Source organism: Streptomyces sp. NBC_00154, from assembly GCF_026342835.1.
GTDB lineage: Bacteria > Actinomycetota > Actinomycetes > Streptomycetales > Streptomycetaceae > Streptomyces.
Genome location: NZ_JAPEMI010000001.1, coordinates 3,267,613 through 3,282,516, shown reverse-complemented (window position 1 = coordinate 3,282,516; position 14,904 = coordinate 3,267,613). Strand labels below are relative to the sequence as shown.

Below are 14,904 nucleotides of genomic sequence, written 5' to 3'. Positions count from 1 at the left end.
GGCCGGTCCGGGGCCCTCCCCACCTTCAGGAGGGTCTCCCGCCGCTTCGTACTTGGGAGTCACCACAGTGACCGATGTGACCGACGGCGTCCTGCACACCCTGTTCCACTCGGATCAGGGGGGACACGAGCAAGTCGTGCTCTGCCAGGACCGTGCCAGCGGCCTCAAGGCCGTCATCGCCATCCACTCCACCGCTCTGGGCCCGGCCCTCGGCGGCACCCGCTTCTATCCGTACGCCTCCGAGGAGGAGGCCGTCGCGGATGCGCTGAACCTGGCGCGCGGCATGTCGTACAAGAACGCCATGGCCGGTCTCGACCACGGCGGCGGCAAGGCCGTCATCATCGGCGACCCCGAGAAGATCAAGACCGAGGAACTGCTGCTGGCCTACGGCCGGTTCGTGGCCTCCCTCGGCGGGCGCTACGTGACCGCCTGCGACGTCGGCACCTACGTCGCCGACATGGACGTCGTCGCCCGCGAGTGCCCCTGGACCACCGGCCGCTCCCCGGAGAACGGTGGCGCCGGCGACTCCTCCGTCCTCACCGCGTTCGGTGTCTTCCAGGGGATGCGGGCCTCGGCCCAGCACCTCTGGGGCGACCCGACGCTGCGTGGCCGGAAAGTGGGGGTCGCGGGCGTCGGCAAGGTCGGCCACCACCTCGTCGAGCATCTGCTGAAGGACGGCGCCGAGGTCGTCATCACGGACGTACGCGACGAGTCGGTACGCCGGATCACCGAGCGCCACCCCGAGATCGCGGTCGCCGCGGACACCGCCGCGCTGATCCGCACCGAGGGCCTCGACATCTACGCCCCTTGCGCGCTCGGCGGCGCGCTGAACGACGACACCGTTCCGGTGCTCACGGCCAAGGTGGTGTGCGGTGCGGCCAACAACCAGCTGGCGCACCCGGGTGTCGAGAAGGACCTCGCGGACCGTTCGATCCTCTATGCCCCCGACTACGTGGTGAACGCGGGCGGTGTCATCCAGGTCGCCGACGAGCTGCACGGCTTCGACTTCGACCGGTGCAAGGCGAAGGCATCGAAGATCTTCGACACCACGCTCGCCATATTCGCACGTGCGAAGGACGACGGCATTCCGCCGGCCGCGGCTGCCGACCGGATCGCCGAGCAGCGGATGTCCGAGGCGCGCCGCCGCTGACATCCGTCACCGAGGGTCGCAGGCGCCTCACCAGGCGTCTTTCCTACTCCTCGGCCCTTCACGGCCCACCGATCCGCCGACCGGCGAGACAAGACTCACGCCGGTCGGCGGGTCGCATGCCAAGAAGAGGTTAAAATCGCAGTTGACCAGCGAGGACAGGGCTTCTTGCTGGTCCTGTTCCGGGGCGTGTGATGCGGGCGGCGTACCGTATGGCCACGGAAGCAGGTACCGTTAAAGCCCTACGGGCACGGTCTCTCTGCCGAGAGTCCGTCCTGAAACATGAACGCGTGTCAAGACTCTGGGGCCGTCGAGCCCCGTCACCGAGGGGGTCGAGCCATGGGGCGCGGCCGGGCAAAGGCCAAGCAGACAAAGGTCGCCCGCCAGCTGAAGTACAGCAGCGGCGGGACTGACCTGTCGCGTCTGGCCAATGAGCTGGGCGCATCGCCTTCGAGTCAACCACCGAACGCAGAGCCGTTCGAGGACGACGACGAGGAAGATGACCCGTACGCACAGTACGCGGATCTGTACAACGACGACGAGGACGAGGACGAGGACGATCAGTCCGGTCCGTCGTCACAGCGCCGCGGCGCTTGACCTCGCGCTGACACAACAACCCGGTTCGGGCCTGCCCGGACCGGGTTTTGTGCTGTCCTGATCAGGCTGAGCCGAGCCGGGATGCGCTCATTCCCGGCCCGCCCGGCGATGGAGGGCAGAACGAACGCACCGGACGGCTCCGCTGCGTCCTGCCCCCACCCCGGCTACCGCGCGTACGAACCCGTGAGCTCGGCACCCGTCGCATGCGTGCCGCGATCCGTGATCTCACCGGCGACCCAGGAGTCGACTCCGCGGTCGGCCAGCGTCGTCAGCGCGACGTCCACCGAGTCCGCGGGGACGATCGCGATCATGCCGACACCCATGTTGAGCGTCTTCTCCAGCTCCAGCTGCTCGACCTGACCGGCCTTGCCGACCAGGTCGAAGACCGCGCCGGGGGTCCAGGTGGAGCGGTCGACCGTGGCGTGCAGCCCGTCCGGGATGACCCGGGCGAGGTTGTTGGCGAGGCCGCCGCCGGTGACGTGGCTGAAGCCGTGCACCTCGGTCGTACGGGTCAGCGCCAGGCAGTCCAGCGAGTAGATCTTGGTAGGCTCCAGGAGCTCCTCGCCGAGCGTGCGGCCGAACTCCTCGACGTCGCGGTCCAGCGCCCAGCCGGCCCGGTCGAAGACGACGTGGCGGACGAGCGAGTACCCGTTGGAGTGAAGTCCGGACGACGCCATCGCGATGACCGCGTCACCCTTACGGATACGGTCCGGGCCGAGCAGCCGGTCGGCCTCGACCACGCCCGTACCGGCGCCGGCGACATCGAAGTCGTCAGGGCCGAGCAGGCCCGGGTGTTCGGCGGTCTCGCCGCCGACCAGGGCGCAGCCGGCCAGGACACAGCCTTCGGCGATGCCCTTCACGATGGACGCGACACGCTCGGGGTGCACCTTGCCGACGCAGATGTAGTCGGTCATGAAGAGCGGCTCGGCACCGCAGACGACCAGGTCGTCGACGACCATGCCGACGAGGTCGTGGCCGATGGTGTCGTACACACCCATCTGGCGGGCGAGGTCGACCTTAGTGCCGACGCCGTCGGTGGCGGAGGCGAGGAGCGGACGCTCGTAACGCTTGAGCGCCGAGGCGTCGAAGAGGCCGGCGAATCCGCCCAGGCCGCCAAGGCCCGCGACTTCAGCGCGCTGCGTCTTCTTCACCCACTCCTTCATCAGCTCGACGGCACGGTCGCCGGCCTCGATGTCGACGCCCGCTGCCGCGTAGGAAGCACCTGTTGTCTCAGACATTGCCTGGGATCTTTCGTGTGGAAATACGGGGCTGATGGCAGGGCTGGTGTGCCTGGCCGGTCACGGACGACGCAGCGCGTCGGCCGCGGCGGTGGCCGCGGGGCCTGCCGCCAGCTCGGTCTCCAGCAGCTGCTTGCCGAGCAGCTCCGGGTCCGGGAGCTCCATCGGGTACTCGCCGTCGAAGCAGGCGCGGCACAGGTTCGGCTTGGCGATCGTCGTCGCCTCGACCATCGCGTCGAGCGAGATGTACGCGAGCGAGTCTGCACCCATCGACGTGCAGATCTCGTCGACCGACATGCCGTTGGCGATCAGTTCCGCGCGGGTCGCGAAGTCGATACCGAAGAAGCAGGGCCACTTCACCGGCGGGGACGAGATCCGGATGTGGATCTCGGCGGCGCCGGCCTCGCGGAGCATCCGGACCAGTGCGCGCTGGGTGTTGCCGCGGACGATCGAGTCGTCGACGACCACCAGGCGCTTGCCCTTGATGACTTCCTTGAGCGGGTTCAGCTTGAGGCGGATGCCCAGCTGGCGAATGGTCTGGGACGGCTGGATGAAGGTCCGGCCGACGTACGCGTTCTTGACCAGGCCGGCACCGAACGGGATGCCGCTGGCCTCCGCGTAACCGATGGCGGCGGGGGTGCCGGACTCCGGGGTCGCTATGACCAGATCGGCCTCGACCGGGGCCTCGGCGGCCAGCCTGCGGCCCATCTCCACGCGGGAGAGGTACACATTCCGCCCGGCGATGTCGGTGTCGGGGCGGGCCAGGTAGACGTACTCGAAGACGCAGCCCTTGGGCTTCGCTTCCGCGAACCGCGAAGTGCGCAGACCGTTCTCGTCGATGGCGACGAGCTCGCCCGGCTCGATCTCGCGGACGAAGCTGGCGCCGCAGATGTCGAGGGCGGCGGATTCGGATGCCACCACCCAGCCGCGCTCCAGCCGGCCGAGGACCAGCGGGCGGATGCCCTGCGGGTCGCGGGCGGCGTAGAGGGTGTGCTCGTCCATGAAGACGAGCGAGAAGGCGCCCTTCACATCGGGAAGCACCTTGGCGGCGGCCTCCTCGATGGTGAGCGGCTTGCCGTCGTCGTCGGTCTGGCCGGCGAGCAGAGCGGTCACCAGGTCGGTGTCGTTCGTCGCGGCGACCTGGGTGGCGCGGCCGTCCTTGCGGGGAAGGTCGGCGACCATCTCGGCGAGCTGGGCCGTATTGACCAGGTTGCCGTTGTGACCCAGGGCGATCGAGCCGTGCGCGGTCGCACGGAACGTCGGCTGCGCGTTCTCCCACACCGAGGCACCGGTGGTGGAGTAGCGGGCATGACCGACCGCGATATGGCCCTGGAGAGATCCCAGAGACGTTTCGTCGAAGACCTGCGAGACCAGTCCCATGTCCTTGAAGACCAGGATCTGGGACCCGTTGCTCACTGCAATGCCCGCGGACTCCTGTCCACGGTGCTGCAGGGCATACAGTCCGAAATAGGTGAGCTTGGCGACCTCTTCACCCGGAGCCCAGACACCGAAGACGCCACAAGCGTCCTGGGGGCCTTTCTCTCCGGGGAGCAGGTCGTGGTTGAGTCGTCCATCACCACGGGGCACGCCACCGAGTGTAGGCGAGATCGACCACTGGTCCGAATTGGGGACACCTGCCGGAGCACCTAGGAAGGGCGCCAGAACGCCGTTCCCGGGGTCGATCGCGAGGTCACGGAAAGTGACGATTCTCGGCTGCGGGCGGGCGGAGGAGGGGCAGCGAGGCGGCCGAGGCCCGGCCTGGCGGCGGGTTACCGACCAGTTCCGGCCATGAGGCCGTCACGGGACCGCAGGGCCGGGCGCGCGCTCGGCGCGTCCGTCGACGGACCGGGGAAGGCGCTGGCCGAACGCTCGTTTCGTGGTGAGCCTCACACCGGACGAGGGGCCGACGGGCGGTATGCGGCTTTCCCCGCCACCACGCCTCGGTTCGGGGATCGCACCGCCCCGAGCTTCGGATCTCACGGCGCGTCGGCGTCCGGAGTGCGAGACCGGCGTTGACAGGCGCATGCCCCCTTGGCAGGCTCCTGGCCCATGCAGCCTCTCGGTGACCGTTCGGTCACGCTCGTGGAGCGCCGCCACGTCGATCTGGGACGTGTCGCGAGCGCCATCTGTCGCTGCGCCTGATTTCCGCGTCGATGCCGCCGACGGTGTCCGGCCCGCCCTCGCGTCGGCGCCCTCCGCTTCCGCTTTCCCTCACTCGTACCCGCATGCGCGTCCGCGTGTGACGCCTGACGGGTCCGCCTAGGTCTTCCCTCCACCGCCCCGCCGTGCGCGGCCGAGCCCTGCCCTGGAGCAGTCATGCCTTCTCGCGATCCCAGCAGTTCGAACGAAAGTACGGATTCGATACCGCTGACCCGGCGTGCCTTCGGGACCGCCGTCGGCGCGACCGCCGCGACCGCCGCAGTCGGAATCCCGGCCGTCGCCACGCCCGCCTCCGCCGCCACACCGTTCTCAGCGGCTGCGGTGGCTCCCGCCGAGGCCGCTGGTGAGCGCCCCTTCCGGGCAGCCCGCGGCAAGCACTCCCGGCGGCCCAACATCCTCTTCATCCTCGGCGACGACCTCGGCTGGGCCGACCTCTCCTCGTACGGCGCCCCGCACATCCACACCCCGAACCTGGACCGTCTCGGCCGCCAGGGCGTGCGGTTCACGGACGCCTACGCCGGCTCCGCGACCTGCTCCCCCACCCGGTTCAGCCTCTACACCGGGCGCTATCCGGGCCGTACGAAGGGCGGTCTCGCCGAGCCCATCGCGGACCGGTCGGTGGGTCTCGAACCCACCCATCCCACGCTCGCCTCACTGCTGCGCGGAGTCGGGTACGCCACCGCGCTGATCGGTAAGTGGCACTGCGGCTATCTGCCGGACTACAGCCCCACCAGGTCCGGCTGGGACGAGTTCTTCGGGAACTTCGGCGGGGCGCTGGAGTACTACTCCAAGCTCGGCCTCGCCGGCGAGTACGACCTGTACGAGGGCGACGCCGAGTACAAGGACCTGCGCTACTACACGCGGATCCTGACCGAGCGCGCGAGCGAGTACGTACAGCGCGACCACGACAGGCCGTGGCTGCTCAATCTCAACTTCACCACCCCGCACTGGCCGTGGATCGCGGAGGGCGACACGGCCGAGAGCGCCGAGATCGTCCGCAGGATCAGGGCCGGGGGCCTGGCGGGGCTGTTCCACGCGGACGGCGGCTCGGTCGAGAAGTACAAGCAGATGGTGGAGGACCTGGACCGCTCGGTCGGCGAGGTGCTGAAGGCACTGGAGCGGTCCGGCCAGGAGGAGGACACCCTGGTCTTCTTCGCCAGCGACAACGGCGGCGAGCGGTTCTCGTACCAGTGGCCGCTCTCCGGCAACAAGTCCTCGCTGCAGGAGGGCGGGATCCGGGTCCCGGCAGTGCTGCGCTGGCCGGCCAGGATCGACCCGCACCAGGTGAGCGGACTTCCGGTGTTCTCGCCGGACTGGACCGCGACGCTGCTGGAGCTCGGCGGCGCGCGGCCGGATCCCGCGTACCCGCTGGACGGCATCAGCCTCGCCGGATACCTGTTCAGGGGCGAGGAGCCGAAGGAGCGGGATCTGTTCTGGCGGGTACGCGGGGAGCGGGCGCTGCGACGCGGCGACTGGAAGTACTACCGGGGCAAGGGCGGGGCCGACCAGCTGTTCCAGCTCGCCCATGACCAGCGGGAGCAGGCGGACCGGGCACAGGCCGAGCCGAAGCTGCTGGCCGAGCTGCGGGCGTCCTGGGAGAAGACGGACGCCGACCTGCTGCCGTACTCGACGGGGTCCTGACTCACTTCCCGGGTGCGGGTGCCGTGGCGCTGAAACCCTCTCCGTTCGCTGCGGTGAGGGTCAGCGTGCGGTGATCGATCCTGTACGTCGTCCTCCCGTCCAGGATCGCGAGCAGCGCGCGTTCCACCTTCATCTGCGGATCTGGGCACATCATCTTGGTGCCGTTGATCCGGCCGAACGTGATGGCGGAGCCGGAGACCTTCGCGGCGCCGCGCATCTGGTTGCAGCCGGGGATGCCCTGCACGGAGTCGTCCTTGCCGAAGCTCAGTCGCGCCGTCTTCTCCGCACCGGCGGGCAGCGACGAGACGGCCGAGCCCGAGACCAGAGCGGTGACGGTCCAGGTGGTGCCGATGAGCGGGGCAGAAGGCTCCGAGGTGAAGGCGATGGAGTCGCCCTTCGTCGTGGTCAGGGTCAGGTGCTTCTCCGTCGCGGCGGCGGTCAGTCTGCCGCTGAACGCGCCGGACAGGGCCCGCTCGAACTGCTGAAGATCCTTCTCGCAACCCATCTCGGTGGTCGTGGCCGGCTTCACGGTGACCGTGTCGCCGTCCACGCGGACCGCGGCAGTGAAGTGGTTGCAGCCGAAGTTCCCGGTGGCCCTGCCGTCGGGCGTGATCGTGACGTGGGCTCCGTCCGGGGCCGCGGTCCTCTCCCCTTCGACCGTCACCGAGTCGACGTTCCAGTGGACGCCGGTGACGGGCGGGCCGGTCCGTACGGTGCCGCTGCCGTCGCCGGACCCGGAGCCGGAGCCCGACTCCGTACCGCACGCGGCGAGGGTGAGGAGAGCCAGGACGCTGACGGTCATTCGTTGTCCGTACATGGCCATGTGACGGTACGAGGGTCCGATCCGGTTCCCCCGTCGCCTCCCGTCAGCCGAGCAGTGGCAGCAGGCCGCTCAAGTCGGCCCGCTCGCCGCTCGCGCTGACCTTCGCCTCGTCGAGCGCCCGGGACCACTGGGTACGCCCGGTGGCGAGCCGGATCCAGGTCAGCGGATCGGTCTCGACGACGTTGGGCGGCGTACCGCGGGTGTGCTTCGGACCCTGGACGCACTGGACGACGGCGAACGGCGGGACGCGCACCTCGACCGAACCGCCGGGCGCCTTCTCCGCGAGGGCGTCCGTGAGCAACCGGGTACAGGCGGCAAGGGCCTGCCGGTCGTACGGGATGTCCAGCCCGGTCGCCGTGTTCAGGTCGTCCGTGTGCACGACGAGTTCCACCGTGCGGGTGACGAGGAAGTCGCCCAGCCGCATCACGCCCACCCGGGTGGGCAGCAGCCGGTCCTCGCCCGCGCCCGGCACCATCGCCTCGAACCTGTCGGCGACCTCCGCGTACAACGCGTCGAGATCGGGGCGGTCCGCGGCGAGCACCTTGGTGTCATCGGCGATCCGGCCCGCCCGCCCGGCGGTCGAGAACGGCCACTCCATCAGTGTGAGGTCGGGCTTCTCGCCGGGCGGCTCCGGCAGCTCCAGGTTCCGGCAGACGTTCGAGACAGCCATCGCGAGATGGGCGGCGAGCTCGCGCACCGTCCACTCCCCGAGCCGGGTCGGCCGAGCCAGCTGATCCGGCGTCAGAGTACTGACCGCCGCCCGGACATGGGCGAACTGTGCCTGAACGGCGGTGCGGGTCCTGACGAGGTCGTAGCGGCGGGCGCGCTTCTGGGACGGCGGCATGGCAGCGAGCCTACGGGCAGTCGGCGGGCGCCGTGCCCCGGTCGGCCTCGGTCGCGAAGGAGGCCAGGCGGGACTCCGAGCCGCACCGGCGCTGCCGCTCACCACCGCCGAGGACCGATCCGGCACCGATACGCACGCGATGACGAAGCCCCCGCCCGGTGGACCGGACGGGGGCTTCGCTCAAAGCGCTGACACGGAACCGACTCAGGCGAGCAGGCCCGGAATCGTCGCCTCGTGCGCCGTGCGGAGCTCGCTCAGCGGAATGCTGAACTCGCCCTGGACCTCGATCTCCTCGCCGTCCACGACACCGATCCGGGTGACGGGCAGACCCCGCGCCCCGCACATGTCGTTGAAGCGGAGCTCCTCGCTGCGCGGAATCGAGACGACCGCGCGGCCCGCCGACTCCGAGAAGAGGAACGTGAACGCGTCCAGACCGTCCGGCACGACCAGCCGGGCACCCTTCCCGCCACGGAGGCAGGACTCGGTGACCGCCTGGATCAGGCCGCCGTCGGAGAGGTCGTGCGCCGCGTCGACCATGCCGTCGCGGGACGCCGAGATCAGGATCTCGCCGAGCAGCTTCTCGCGGCCCAGGTCGACCTTGGGCGGCAGACCGCCGAGGTGGTTGTGGACGACCTCGGACCAGGCCGAGCCGCCGAACTCCTCACGCGTGTCGCCGAGCAGGTAGAGGAGCTGGCCCTCTTCCTTGAAGGCGACCGGCGTACGCCGTGTCACGTCGTCGATCACACCGAGCACGGCCACGACCGGCGTCGGGTGGATCGCCGTCTCACCGGTCTGGTTGTACAGCGACACATTGCCGCCGGTGACCGGGGTGCCGAGCTCCAGGCAGCCGTCCGCGAGACCACGGGTGGCCTCGGCGAACTGCCACATGACGTCCGGGTCCTCGGGTGAACCGAAGTTCAGGCAGTCCGAGATGGCGAGCGGCTTGGCGCCGGAGGTGGCGACATTGCGGTACGCCTCCGCCAGCGCGAGCTGCGCGCCCGTGTACGGGTCGAGCTTCGCGTACCGGCCGTTGCCGTCGGTCGCCATGGCCACGCCCAGGTTCGACTTCTCGTCGATCCGGACCATGCCTGCGTCCTCGGGCATCGCGAGCACCGTGTTGCCCTGCACGAACCGGTCGTACTGGTCCGTGATCCACGCCTTGGAGGCCTGGTTCGGCGAGGCGACCAGCTTGAGGACCTGCTCGCGCAGCTCGGCGGCGTTCGCCGGGCGGGCCAGCTTGTTCGCGTCGTCGGCCTGCAGCGCATCCTGCCAGGACGGGCGGGCGAACGGGCGGTGGTACGTCGGGCCCTCGTGGGCGACGGACCGCGGCGGCACGTCGACGATCTGCTCGCCGTGCCAGAAGATCTCCAGCTGCGAGCCCTCGGTCACCTCACCGATGACGGTGGCGATGACGTCCCACTTCTCGCAGATCTCCATGAAGCGGCCGACGTTGCCCGGCTCGACGATCGCGCACATGCGCTCCTGCGACTCGCTCATGAGGATTTCCTCGGGCGAGAGGGAGGAGTCGCGCAGCGGAACGGTGTCCAGCTCGACGCGCATACCGCCGGAACCTGCGGAGGCCAGCTCCGAGGTGGCGCAGGAGAGGCCCGCACCGCCGAGGTCCTGGATACCGGCGACGAGCTTCTCGCCGAAGATCTCCAGGGTGCACTCGATCAGGAGCTTCTCCTGGAACGGGTCGCCGACCTGGACGGCCGGACGCTTCGCCGGGCCGGTCGACTCGAAGGTCTCCGAGGCCAGGACCGAGACGCCGCCGATGCCGTCGCCGCCGGTGCGGGCGCCGTACAGGATCACCTTGTTGCCGGGGCCGGAGGCCTTGGCGAGGTGGATGTCCTCGTGCTTCATCACGCCGATGCAGCCGGCGTTGACGAGCGGGTTGCCCTGGTAGCAGGCGTCGAAGACGACCTCGCCGCCGATGTTCGGCAGACCGAGGCAGTTGCCGTACCCGCCGATGCCCGCGACGACGCCGGGCAGGACCCGCTTGGTGTCGGGGTGGTCGGCCGCGCCGAACCGCAGCGGGTCGACGACCGCGACGGGGCGGGCACCCATGGCGAGGATGTCGCGGACGATGCCGCCGACGCCGGTGGCCGCGCCCTGGTAGGGCTCGATGTACGAGGGGTGGTTGTGCGACTCGACCTTGAAGGTGACCGCGTAACCCTGACCGACGTCGACCACACCGGCGTTCTCGCCGATGCCGACGAGCATCGCGTCGTTGGCGGGGACCTTCTCGCCGAACTGCTTGAGGTGGACCTTGCTGCTCTTGTACGAGCAGTGCTCGGACCACATCACGGAATACATGGCGAGCTCGGCGCCGGTGGGACGACGGCCCAGGATCTCGCGGATCCGGGCGTACTCGTCCTCCTTGAGGCCGAGCTCCTTCCAGGGCTGCGCGACGTCCGGGGTCTCGGCCGCGTGCTTGACCGTATCCAGGCTCATGCGTTGACCAGCTTCTTGATGATCGAGGTGAAGAAACCGAGGCCGTCGGTGCGACCGGTTCCGATCAGCGGCTCGACGGCGTGCTCCGGGTGCGGCATCAGACCGACGACGTTGCCCGCGGCATTGGTGATGCCGGCGATGTCGCGCAGCGAACCGTTGGGGTTCACGTCCAGGTAGCGGAAGGCGACGCGGCCCTCCGCCTCCAGCTCGTCGAGGACGCGCTCGTCGGCGACGTAGCGCCCGTCCATGTTCTTGAGCGGTACGGAGATTTCCTGGCCCGCGGAGTAGTCCGAGGTCCAGGCCGTCTCCGCGTTCTCGACGCGCAGCTTCTGGTCACGGCAGATGAAGTGCAGGTGGTTGTTGCGCAGCATCGCGCCGGGCAGCAGATGTGCCTCGGTCAGAATCTGGAAGCCGTTGCAGATACCGAGGACCGGCATTCCGGCCTTCGCCTGCTCGATGACGGTCTCCATGACCGGCGAGAACCGGGAGATGGCTCCGGCCCTCAGATAGTCGCCGTAGGAGAAACCGCCCGCCAGGATGACCGCGTCGACCTGGTGCAGGTCCTTGTCGCGGTGCCACAGCGATACGGGTTCGGCGCCCGCGACGCGTACGGCCCTCAGGCTGTCCTGGTCGTCGAGCGTGCCGGGAAAGGTGACGACTCCGATACGAGCAGTCACTTCGACTCCTCGGCCTTCTCCACCTTCACGGTGAAGTCCTCGATGACGGTGTTGGCGAGGAACGTCTCGGCCATCTCATGAATGCGGGTCAGGGCGGCGTCGTCGACCGGCCCCTCGACCTCGAGCTCGAAACGCTTTCCCTGACGTACGTCCGCGATTCCCTCGAAGCCGAGACGGGGCAGTGCACGCTGCACCGCCTGTCCCTGCGGGTCGAGGATCTCGGGCTTGAGCATGACGTCGACTACGACGCGTGCCACTGGCACTCCCGGTGGTGGTGTGGTGCGGCTGTTTCTCCGGGGGGCTCCCCAGACCCCCGCAGGTGACCTCAGCCTACCTGGCCAGAAATTCTACGCGGGTAGATATCGCCAGGCCCTGATCACGCGGAGATATCGGCCGTGACAACGTGCGGGAAAAGTCCCGCAAAAAAAACCCTCACAGGATCGCGCATAGAAGGCGGACACGCGGAGGTAATTGGCTGGGCTTCACAATGCGGTGCCTACCGCTGTACAAATGATTAGCAGGGAAAGCAGTATTGCCTCTAAACAGTCGACACATGTCGGCCCCCATCCGCCCAGCAGCCGGAAGGCCGGCATCAGCGCATGCCAGAAGCGCCGATGCCGCAGGAAAGGACCAATATCCGTGGCTCAGCGCGTAGTGGTCACGCTCTCCGACGACATCGACGGGGGAGATGCGGCGGAAACGGTTGCCTTCGCCCTGGACGGGAAGTCGTACGAGATCGACCTGAATCCGTCCAATGCAAAGAAACTGCGCAAGGCCCTGGCCCCGTACATGGCAGCCGGCCGTAAGCAGACAAATGCCAGCAAGCACGGCAAGACCCCCGTGTCGTACCGGCACACCTCGCTCGCGCCCGACCCTGCAGCCGTGCGCGCCTGGGCCCGGTCCCACCGAATGGACGTACCGGCCCGCGGCCGGATCCCCAAGAAGGTCTACGAGGCCTTCCGCGAGGCGAGTTGAGGGGTACCGGAACGCACCCTGCGACGACACCCCGCAGGCACCGACTTGCGCGACACCCCATCAGGTCGGCTAGAGTCTGGAGCACGCCGAGGGGCAAGGCCGAAAAGGCCGAACCTCACGCAGCGTGCGGGTGTAGTTCAGTAGCAGAACATCCCCCTTCCAGGGGGAAGGCGCAGTGTGCAATTCCTGTCACCCGCTCTGCATCACTCTTATCGACCACTCCGGTGGATCAGGTAGGGTGGTGTTCGCACCGCCCAGTGAAAGCTGAGCGGCAGCAATGCGGACGTGGCTCAGTTGGTAGAGCATCACCTTGCCAAGGTGAGGGTCGCGAGTTCGAATCTCGTCGTCCGCTCTTGATCGTGTTGTTCGAAGGCCCTGGTCGATATCGACCAGGGCCTTCGGCGTATTCCGGTGCTCTGCTCCGTGACTGAACATGACGTCTGTGATGGGCAGTGGTGACAGCTCGCACTGCTTGCGGCCGCCATCAGGCGGAAGCCTGAAGGCATGACCGGCGATGAATGCGTGATCGAGGCGGACGGAATGCGGCGACGCCGCGCCGGCCGCCTCGAGGCCGTGACCGGGATCTCCTTCTCCGTGGCGCGCGGGTCGACGGCTGTTCAGGCTGACGGCGAAGGTCCCGCCGGCCCGCCGGGAAACCCGTCCGGCGGTCCTGGAGGGGCGGCGGTGACCGCGATACGCGTACTGCTCGCCGATGACGAGCATCTGATCCGCGGTGCGCTCGCCGCACTGATCGCGCTGGAGGACGACCTCGTCGTGGTGGCGGAGGCGGCCGCCGGTCCGCACGCTCTCGCCATGGCGCGGGCCCGCTGCCCCGACGTGGCGGTACTCGATCTGCAGATGCCGGGTGCGGACGGTGTGAGTGTGGCCACATCGCTGAGGGCTGAACTGCCCGGCTGCCGGACCATGATCGTGACCGGTCACGGCCGCCCCGGACATCTGAAGCGGGCGCTCGCGGCGGGTGTGCGGGCGTTCGTGCCGAAGACGGTCAGCGCCCGGCAGCCGGCCGGCATCATCCGTACCGTGCACGCCGGAAACCGTTACGTGGACCCGGAGTTGGCCGCCGACGCGATCTCCGCCGGGGACTCGCCGCTGACCTTGCGCAAGGCCGAGGTGCGGGAACTGGCGGCGGACGGGGCGCCGGTGGCGGAGATCGCGGAGCGGGCGTCCCTGTCGCAGGGGACCGTACGGAACTACCTCTCCGCGGCCGCCTCGAAGCTCGGCGCGGAAAACCGTCATGCGGCAGTGCGTCTCGAGCGGGGACGAGGATGGGTATAGTGGTTCTCGCGCTTCGGCGCATGCGAACGTAGCTCAGCTGGTAGAGCGCAACCTTGCCAAGGTTGAGGTCGCGAGTTCGAACCTCGTCGTTCGCTCCACGCAAGAAGGCCCCGGTCCTCGTGACCGGGGCCTTCTTCGTTTCCTACTGCCAGGTGTTGCCGGTGAGGAGCTCGTACGCCTCCAGGTACTTCGACCGGGTCGCGTCGACGATCTCCTGCGGCAGTGCCGGGGGCGGCTGTTCGCTCTTGCGGTCCCAGCCGGAGGCCGGCGAGGTCAGCCAGTCCCGTACGAACTGCTTGTCGTACGAGGGCTGGGCCTTGCCCGGCTCCCAGGCGGCGGCCGGCCAGAAGCGCGACGAGTCCGGCGTCAGCACCTCGTCCGCGATGATCAGCTCGTCACCGTCGAAGCCGAACTCGAACTTCGTGTCCGCGAGAATGATGCCGCGCTCACGGGCGATGTCCCGGGCCCGGGCGTAGACGTCGAGGGTGGTGCGGCGCAGCCGGGCCGCGGTCTCCGTGCCGACCTCGCGGGCCACTTCCTCGTACGACACGTTCTCGTCGTGGTCACCGACGGCGGCCTTGGTGGCGGGTGTGAAGATCGGCGCCGGGAGTTCGGAGCCGTCGACGAGGCCCTCGGGGAGGGCGAGGCCGCAGACCGTACGGGACGCGTTGTACTCGACGAGGCCCGAGCCGGTCAGATAGCCGCGGGCGACACACTCGACCGGGACCATCCGCAGCGACTTGCAGATCAGCGTCCGGCCGGCCCAGTCCGCGGGCGCCCCGGCGGGGAGCTCCGTGGACAGGACGTGGTTCGGGACGAGATCGGAGAGCTGGTCGAACCACCACAGCGACAGCCGGGTGAGGACGCGCCCCTTGTCGGGGATCTCGGTGGGCAGGACCCAGTCGTACGCGGACATACGGTCGCTGGCGACCATGACGAGGTCGCCCGCCTCGTTCCGGTAAAGATCCCGCACCTTGCCGGTGTGGAGGTGGGTGAGTCCGGGGACCACCACGGGCTCGGGCTTTTCTACGAATCCGGACACGCTGCCTCCG

Annotated in this window: 15 protein-coding genes and 3 tRNA genes; 9 read left to right on the top strand and 9 right to left on the bottom strand. The window is 69.0% G+C overall.

Annotated elements, in window-relative coordinates:
• The first annotated feature begins 67 nt into the window (after window positions 1–67).
• Complete coding sequence (locus tag OHA03_RS14780) at window positions 68–1,150, top strand: Glu/Leu/Phe/Val dehydrogenase dimerization domain-containing protein (protein ID WP_267004321.1); 1,083 nt, start codon at window positions 68–70, stop codon at window positions 1,148–1,150.
• A gap of 336 nt (window positions 1,151–1,486) precedes the next feature.
• Window positions 1,487–1,744 (top strand): DUF3073 domain-containing protein, encoded by a 258-nt coding sequence (locus OHA03_RS14775; protein ID WP_030929682.1) that lies wholly within the window; start codon window positions 1,487–1,489, stop codon window positions 1,742–1,744.
• 164 nt (window positions 1,745–1,908) lie between these two features.
• On the opposite strand, the gene purM is transcribed toward OHA03_RS14775, so the two are convergent.
• Entirely contained in the window at window positions 1,909–2,982 is a 1,074-nt protein-coding gene (purM, locus tag OHA03_RS14770) for a phosphoribosylformylglycinamidine cyclo-ligase (RefSeq protein WP_267004320.1), read from the bottom strand.
• 60 nt (window positions 2,983–3,042) lie between these two features.
• Window positions 3,043–4,569: an amidophosphoribosyltransferase gene (gene purF / locus OHA03_RS14765; RefSeq protein WP_267004319.1), complete on the bottom strand. Its 1,527-nt coding sequence runs from the start codon at window positions 4,567–4,569 to the stop codon at window positions 3,043–3,045.
• A 462-nt stretch (window positions 4,570–5,031) separates the two neighbouring features.
• On the opposite strand from purF, the gene OHA03_RS48000 reads away from it, so the two are divergent.
• Both OHA03_RS48000 and OHA03_RS14760 read left to right on the top strand, forming a co-directional pair.
• Window positions 5,032–5,124: a putative leader peptide gene (locus tag OHA03_RS48000; RefSeq protein ID WP_352303411.1), complete on the top strand. Its 93-nt coding sequence runs from the start codon at window positions 5,032–5,034 to the stop codon at window positions 5,122–5,124.
• A gap of 174 nt (window positions 5,125–5,298) precedes the next feature.
• Window positions 5,299–6,783, top strand: a complete 1,485-nt coding sequence (locus OHA03_RS14760) for a sulfatase (RefSeq protein WP_267004318.1) — start codon at window positions 5,299–5,301, stop codon at window positions 6,781–6,783.
• 1 nt (window position 6,784) lies between these two features.
• Here OHA03_RS14760 and OHA03_RS14755 read toward each other — a convergent pair whose 3' ends face one another.
• The 6 genes from OHA03_RS14755 to purS all read right to left on the bottom strand — a co-directional run bounded on the left by OHA03_RS14755 (window position 6,785) and on the right by purS (window position 11,838).
• Window positions 6,785–7,585, bottom strand: coding sequence for an META domain-containing protein (locus tag OHA03_RS14755; protein WP_267004317.1), 801 nt, complete (start codon window positions 7,583–7,585; stop codon window positions 6,785–6,787).
• Window positions 7,586–7,649: 64 nt separating this feature from the next.
• Window positions 7,650–8,450, bottom strand: coding sequence for a maleylpyruvate isomerase family mycothiol-dependent enzyme (locus OHA03_RS14750; RefSeq protein ID WP_267004316.1), 801 nt, complete (start codon window positions 8,448–8,450; stop codon window positions 7,650–7,652).
• A 10-nt stretch (window positions 8,451–8,460) separates the two neighbouring features.
• Window positions 8,461–8,586, bottom strand: coding sequence for a hypothetical protein (locus tag OHA03_RS14745; RefSeq protein WP_267004315.1), 126 nt, complete (start codon window positions 8,584–8,586; stop codon window positions 8,461–8,463).
• 68 nt (window positions 8,587–8,654) lie between these two features.
• Window positions 8,655–10,904, bottom strand: coding sequence for a phosphoribosylformylglycinamidine synthase subunit PurL (purL, locus tag OHA03_RS14740; RefSeq protein WP_267004314.1), 2,250 nt, complete (start codon window positions 10,902–10,904; stop codon window positions 8,655–8,657).
• Window positions 10,901–11,581 carry a phosphoribosylformylglycinamidine synthase subunit PurQ gene (gene purQ / locus OHA03_RS14735; protein ID WP_030929707.1) on the bottom strand — a complete coding sequence of 227 codons (681 nt, stop codon included), beginning with the start codon at window positions 11,579–11,581 and terminating at the stop codon, window positions 10,901–10,903. Before purQ ends, purL begins: the two co-directional genes overlap by 4 nt.
• Complete coding sequence (gene purS, locus OHA03_RS14730; protein ID WP_030929711.1) at window positions 11,578–11,838, bottom strand: phosphoribosylformylglycinamidine synthase subunit PurS; 261 nt, start codon at window positions 11,836–11,838, stop codon at window positions 11,578–11,580. The genes purQ and purS overlap by 4 nt, the downstream gene beginning before the upstream one ends.
• A 382-nt stretch (window positions 11,839–12,220) precedes the next feature.
• Between purS and OHA03_RS14725 the strand changes: the two genes are divergently transcribed.
• The 5 genes from OHA03_RS14725 to OHA03_RS14705 all read left to right on the top strand — a co-directional run bounded on the left by OHA03_RS14725 (window position 12,221) and on the right by OHA03_RS14705 (window position 13,950).
• The gene (locus OHA03_RS14725; RefSeq protein ID WP_267004313.1) at window positions 12,221–12,556 is read left to right on the top strand and encodes an Lsr2 family protein; all 336 of its coding nucleotides are present in this window, start codon (window positions 12,221–12,223) and stop codon (window positions 12,554–12,556) included.
• A gap of 126 nt (window positions 12,557–12,682) precedes the next feature.
• Window positions 12,683–12,754: transfer RNA gene (locus OHA03_RS14720), tRNA-Gly, on the top strand.
• Window positions 12,755–12,835: 81 nt separating this feature from the next.
• Window positions 12,836–12,908 (top strand) — tRNA-Gly (locus OHA03_RS14715).
• A gap of 332 nt (window positions 12,909–13,240) precedes the next feature.
• Window positions 13,241–13,852: a response regulator transcription factor gene (locus OHA03_RS14710; protein ID WP_267008052.1), complete on the top strand. Its 612-nt coding sequence runs from the start codon at window positions 13,241–13,243 to the stop codon at window positions 13,850–13,852.
• 22 nt (window positions 13,853–13,874) lie between these two features.
• Window positions 13,875–13,950 (top strand) — tRNA-Gly (locus tag OHA03_RS14705).
• A gap of 44 nt (window positions 13,951–13,994) precedes the next feature.
• Here the strand turns inward: OHA03_RS14705 and OHA03_RS14700 are convergent.
• A complete protein-coding gene (locus tag OHA03_RS14700) occupies window positions 13,995–14,894 on the bottom strand; it encodes a phosphoribosylaminoimidazolesuccinocarboxamide synthase (protein WP_267004312.1) in 900 nt (299 codons plus the stop codon).
• Between the last annotated feature and the right edge of the window lie 10 nt (window positions 14,895–14,904).

Coding starts and splice junctions, on each gene's coding strand:
- purL (WP_267004314.1), bottom strand. CDS start 10,904: ATGAGCCTGGATACGGTCAAGCACGCGGCCGAGACCCCGGACGTCGCG.
- OHA03_RS14775 (WP_030929682.1), top strand. CDS start 1,487: ATGGGGCGCGGCCGGGCAAAGGCCAAGCAGACAAAGGTCGCCCGCCAG.
- purM (WP_267004320.1), bottom strand. CDS start 2,982: ATGTCTGAGACAACAGGTGCTTCCTACGCGGCAGCGGGCGTCGACATC.
- OHA03_RS14760 (WP_267004318.1), top strand. CDS start 5,299: ATGCCTTCTCGCGATCCCAGCAGTTCGAACGAAAGTACGGATTCGATA.
- OHA03_RS48000 (WP_352303411.1), top strand. CDS start 5,032: ATGCAGCCTCTCGGTGACCGTTCGGTCACGCTCGTGGAGCGCCGCCAC.
- OHA03_RS14750 (WP_267004316.1), bottom strand. CDS start 8,450: ATGCCGCCGTCCCAGAAGCGCGCCCGCCGCTACGACCTCGTCAGGACC.
- OHA03_RS14755 (WP_267004317.1), bottom strand. CDS start 7,585: ATGACCGTCAGCGTCCTGGCTCTCCTCACCCTCGCCGCGTGCGGTACG.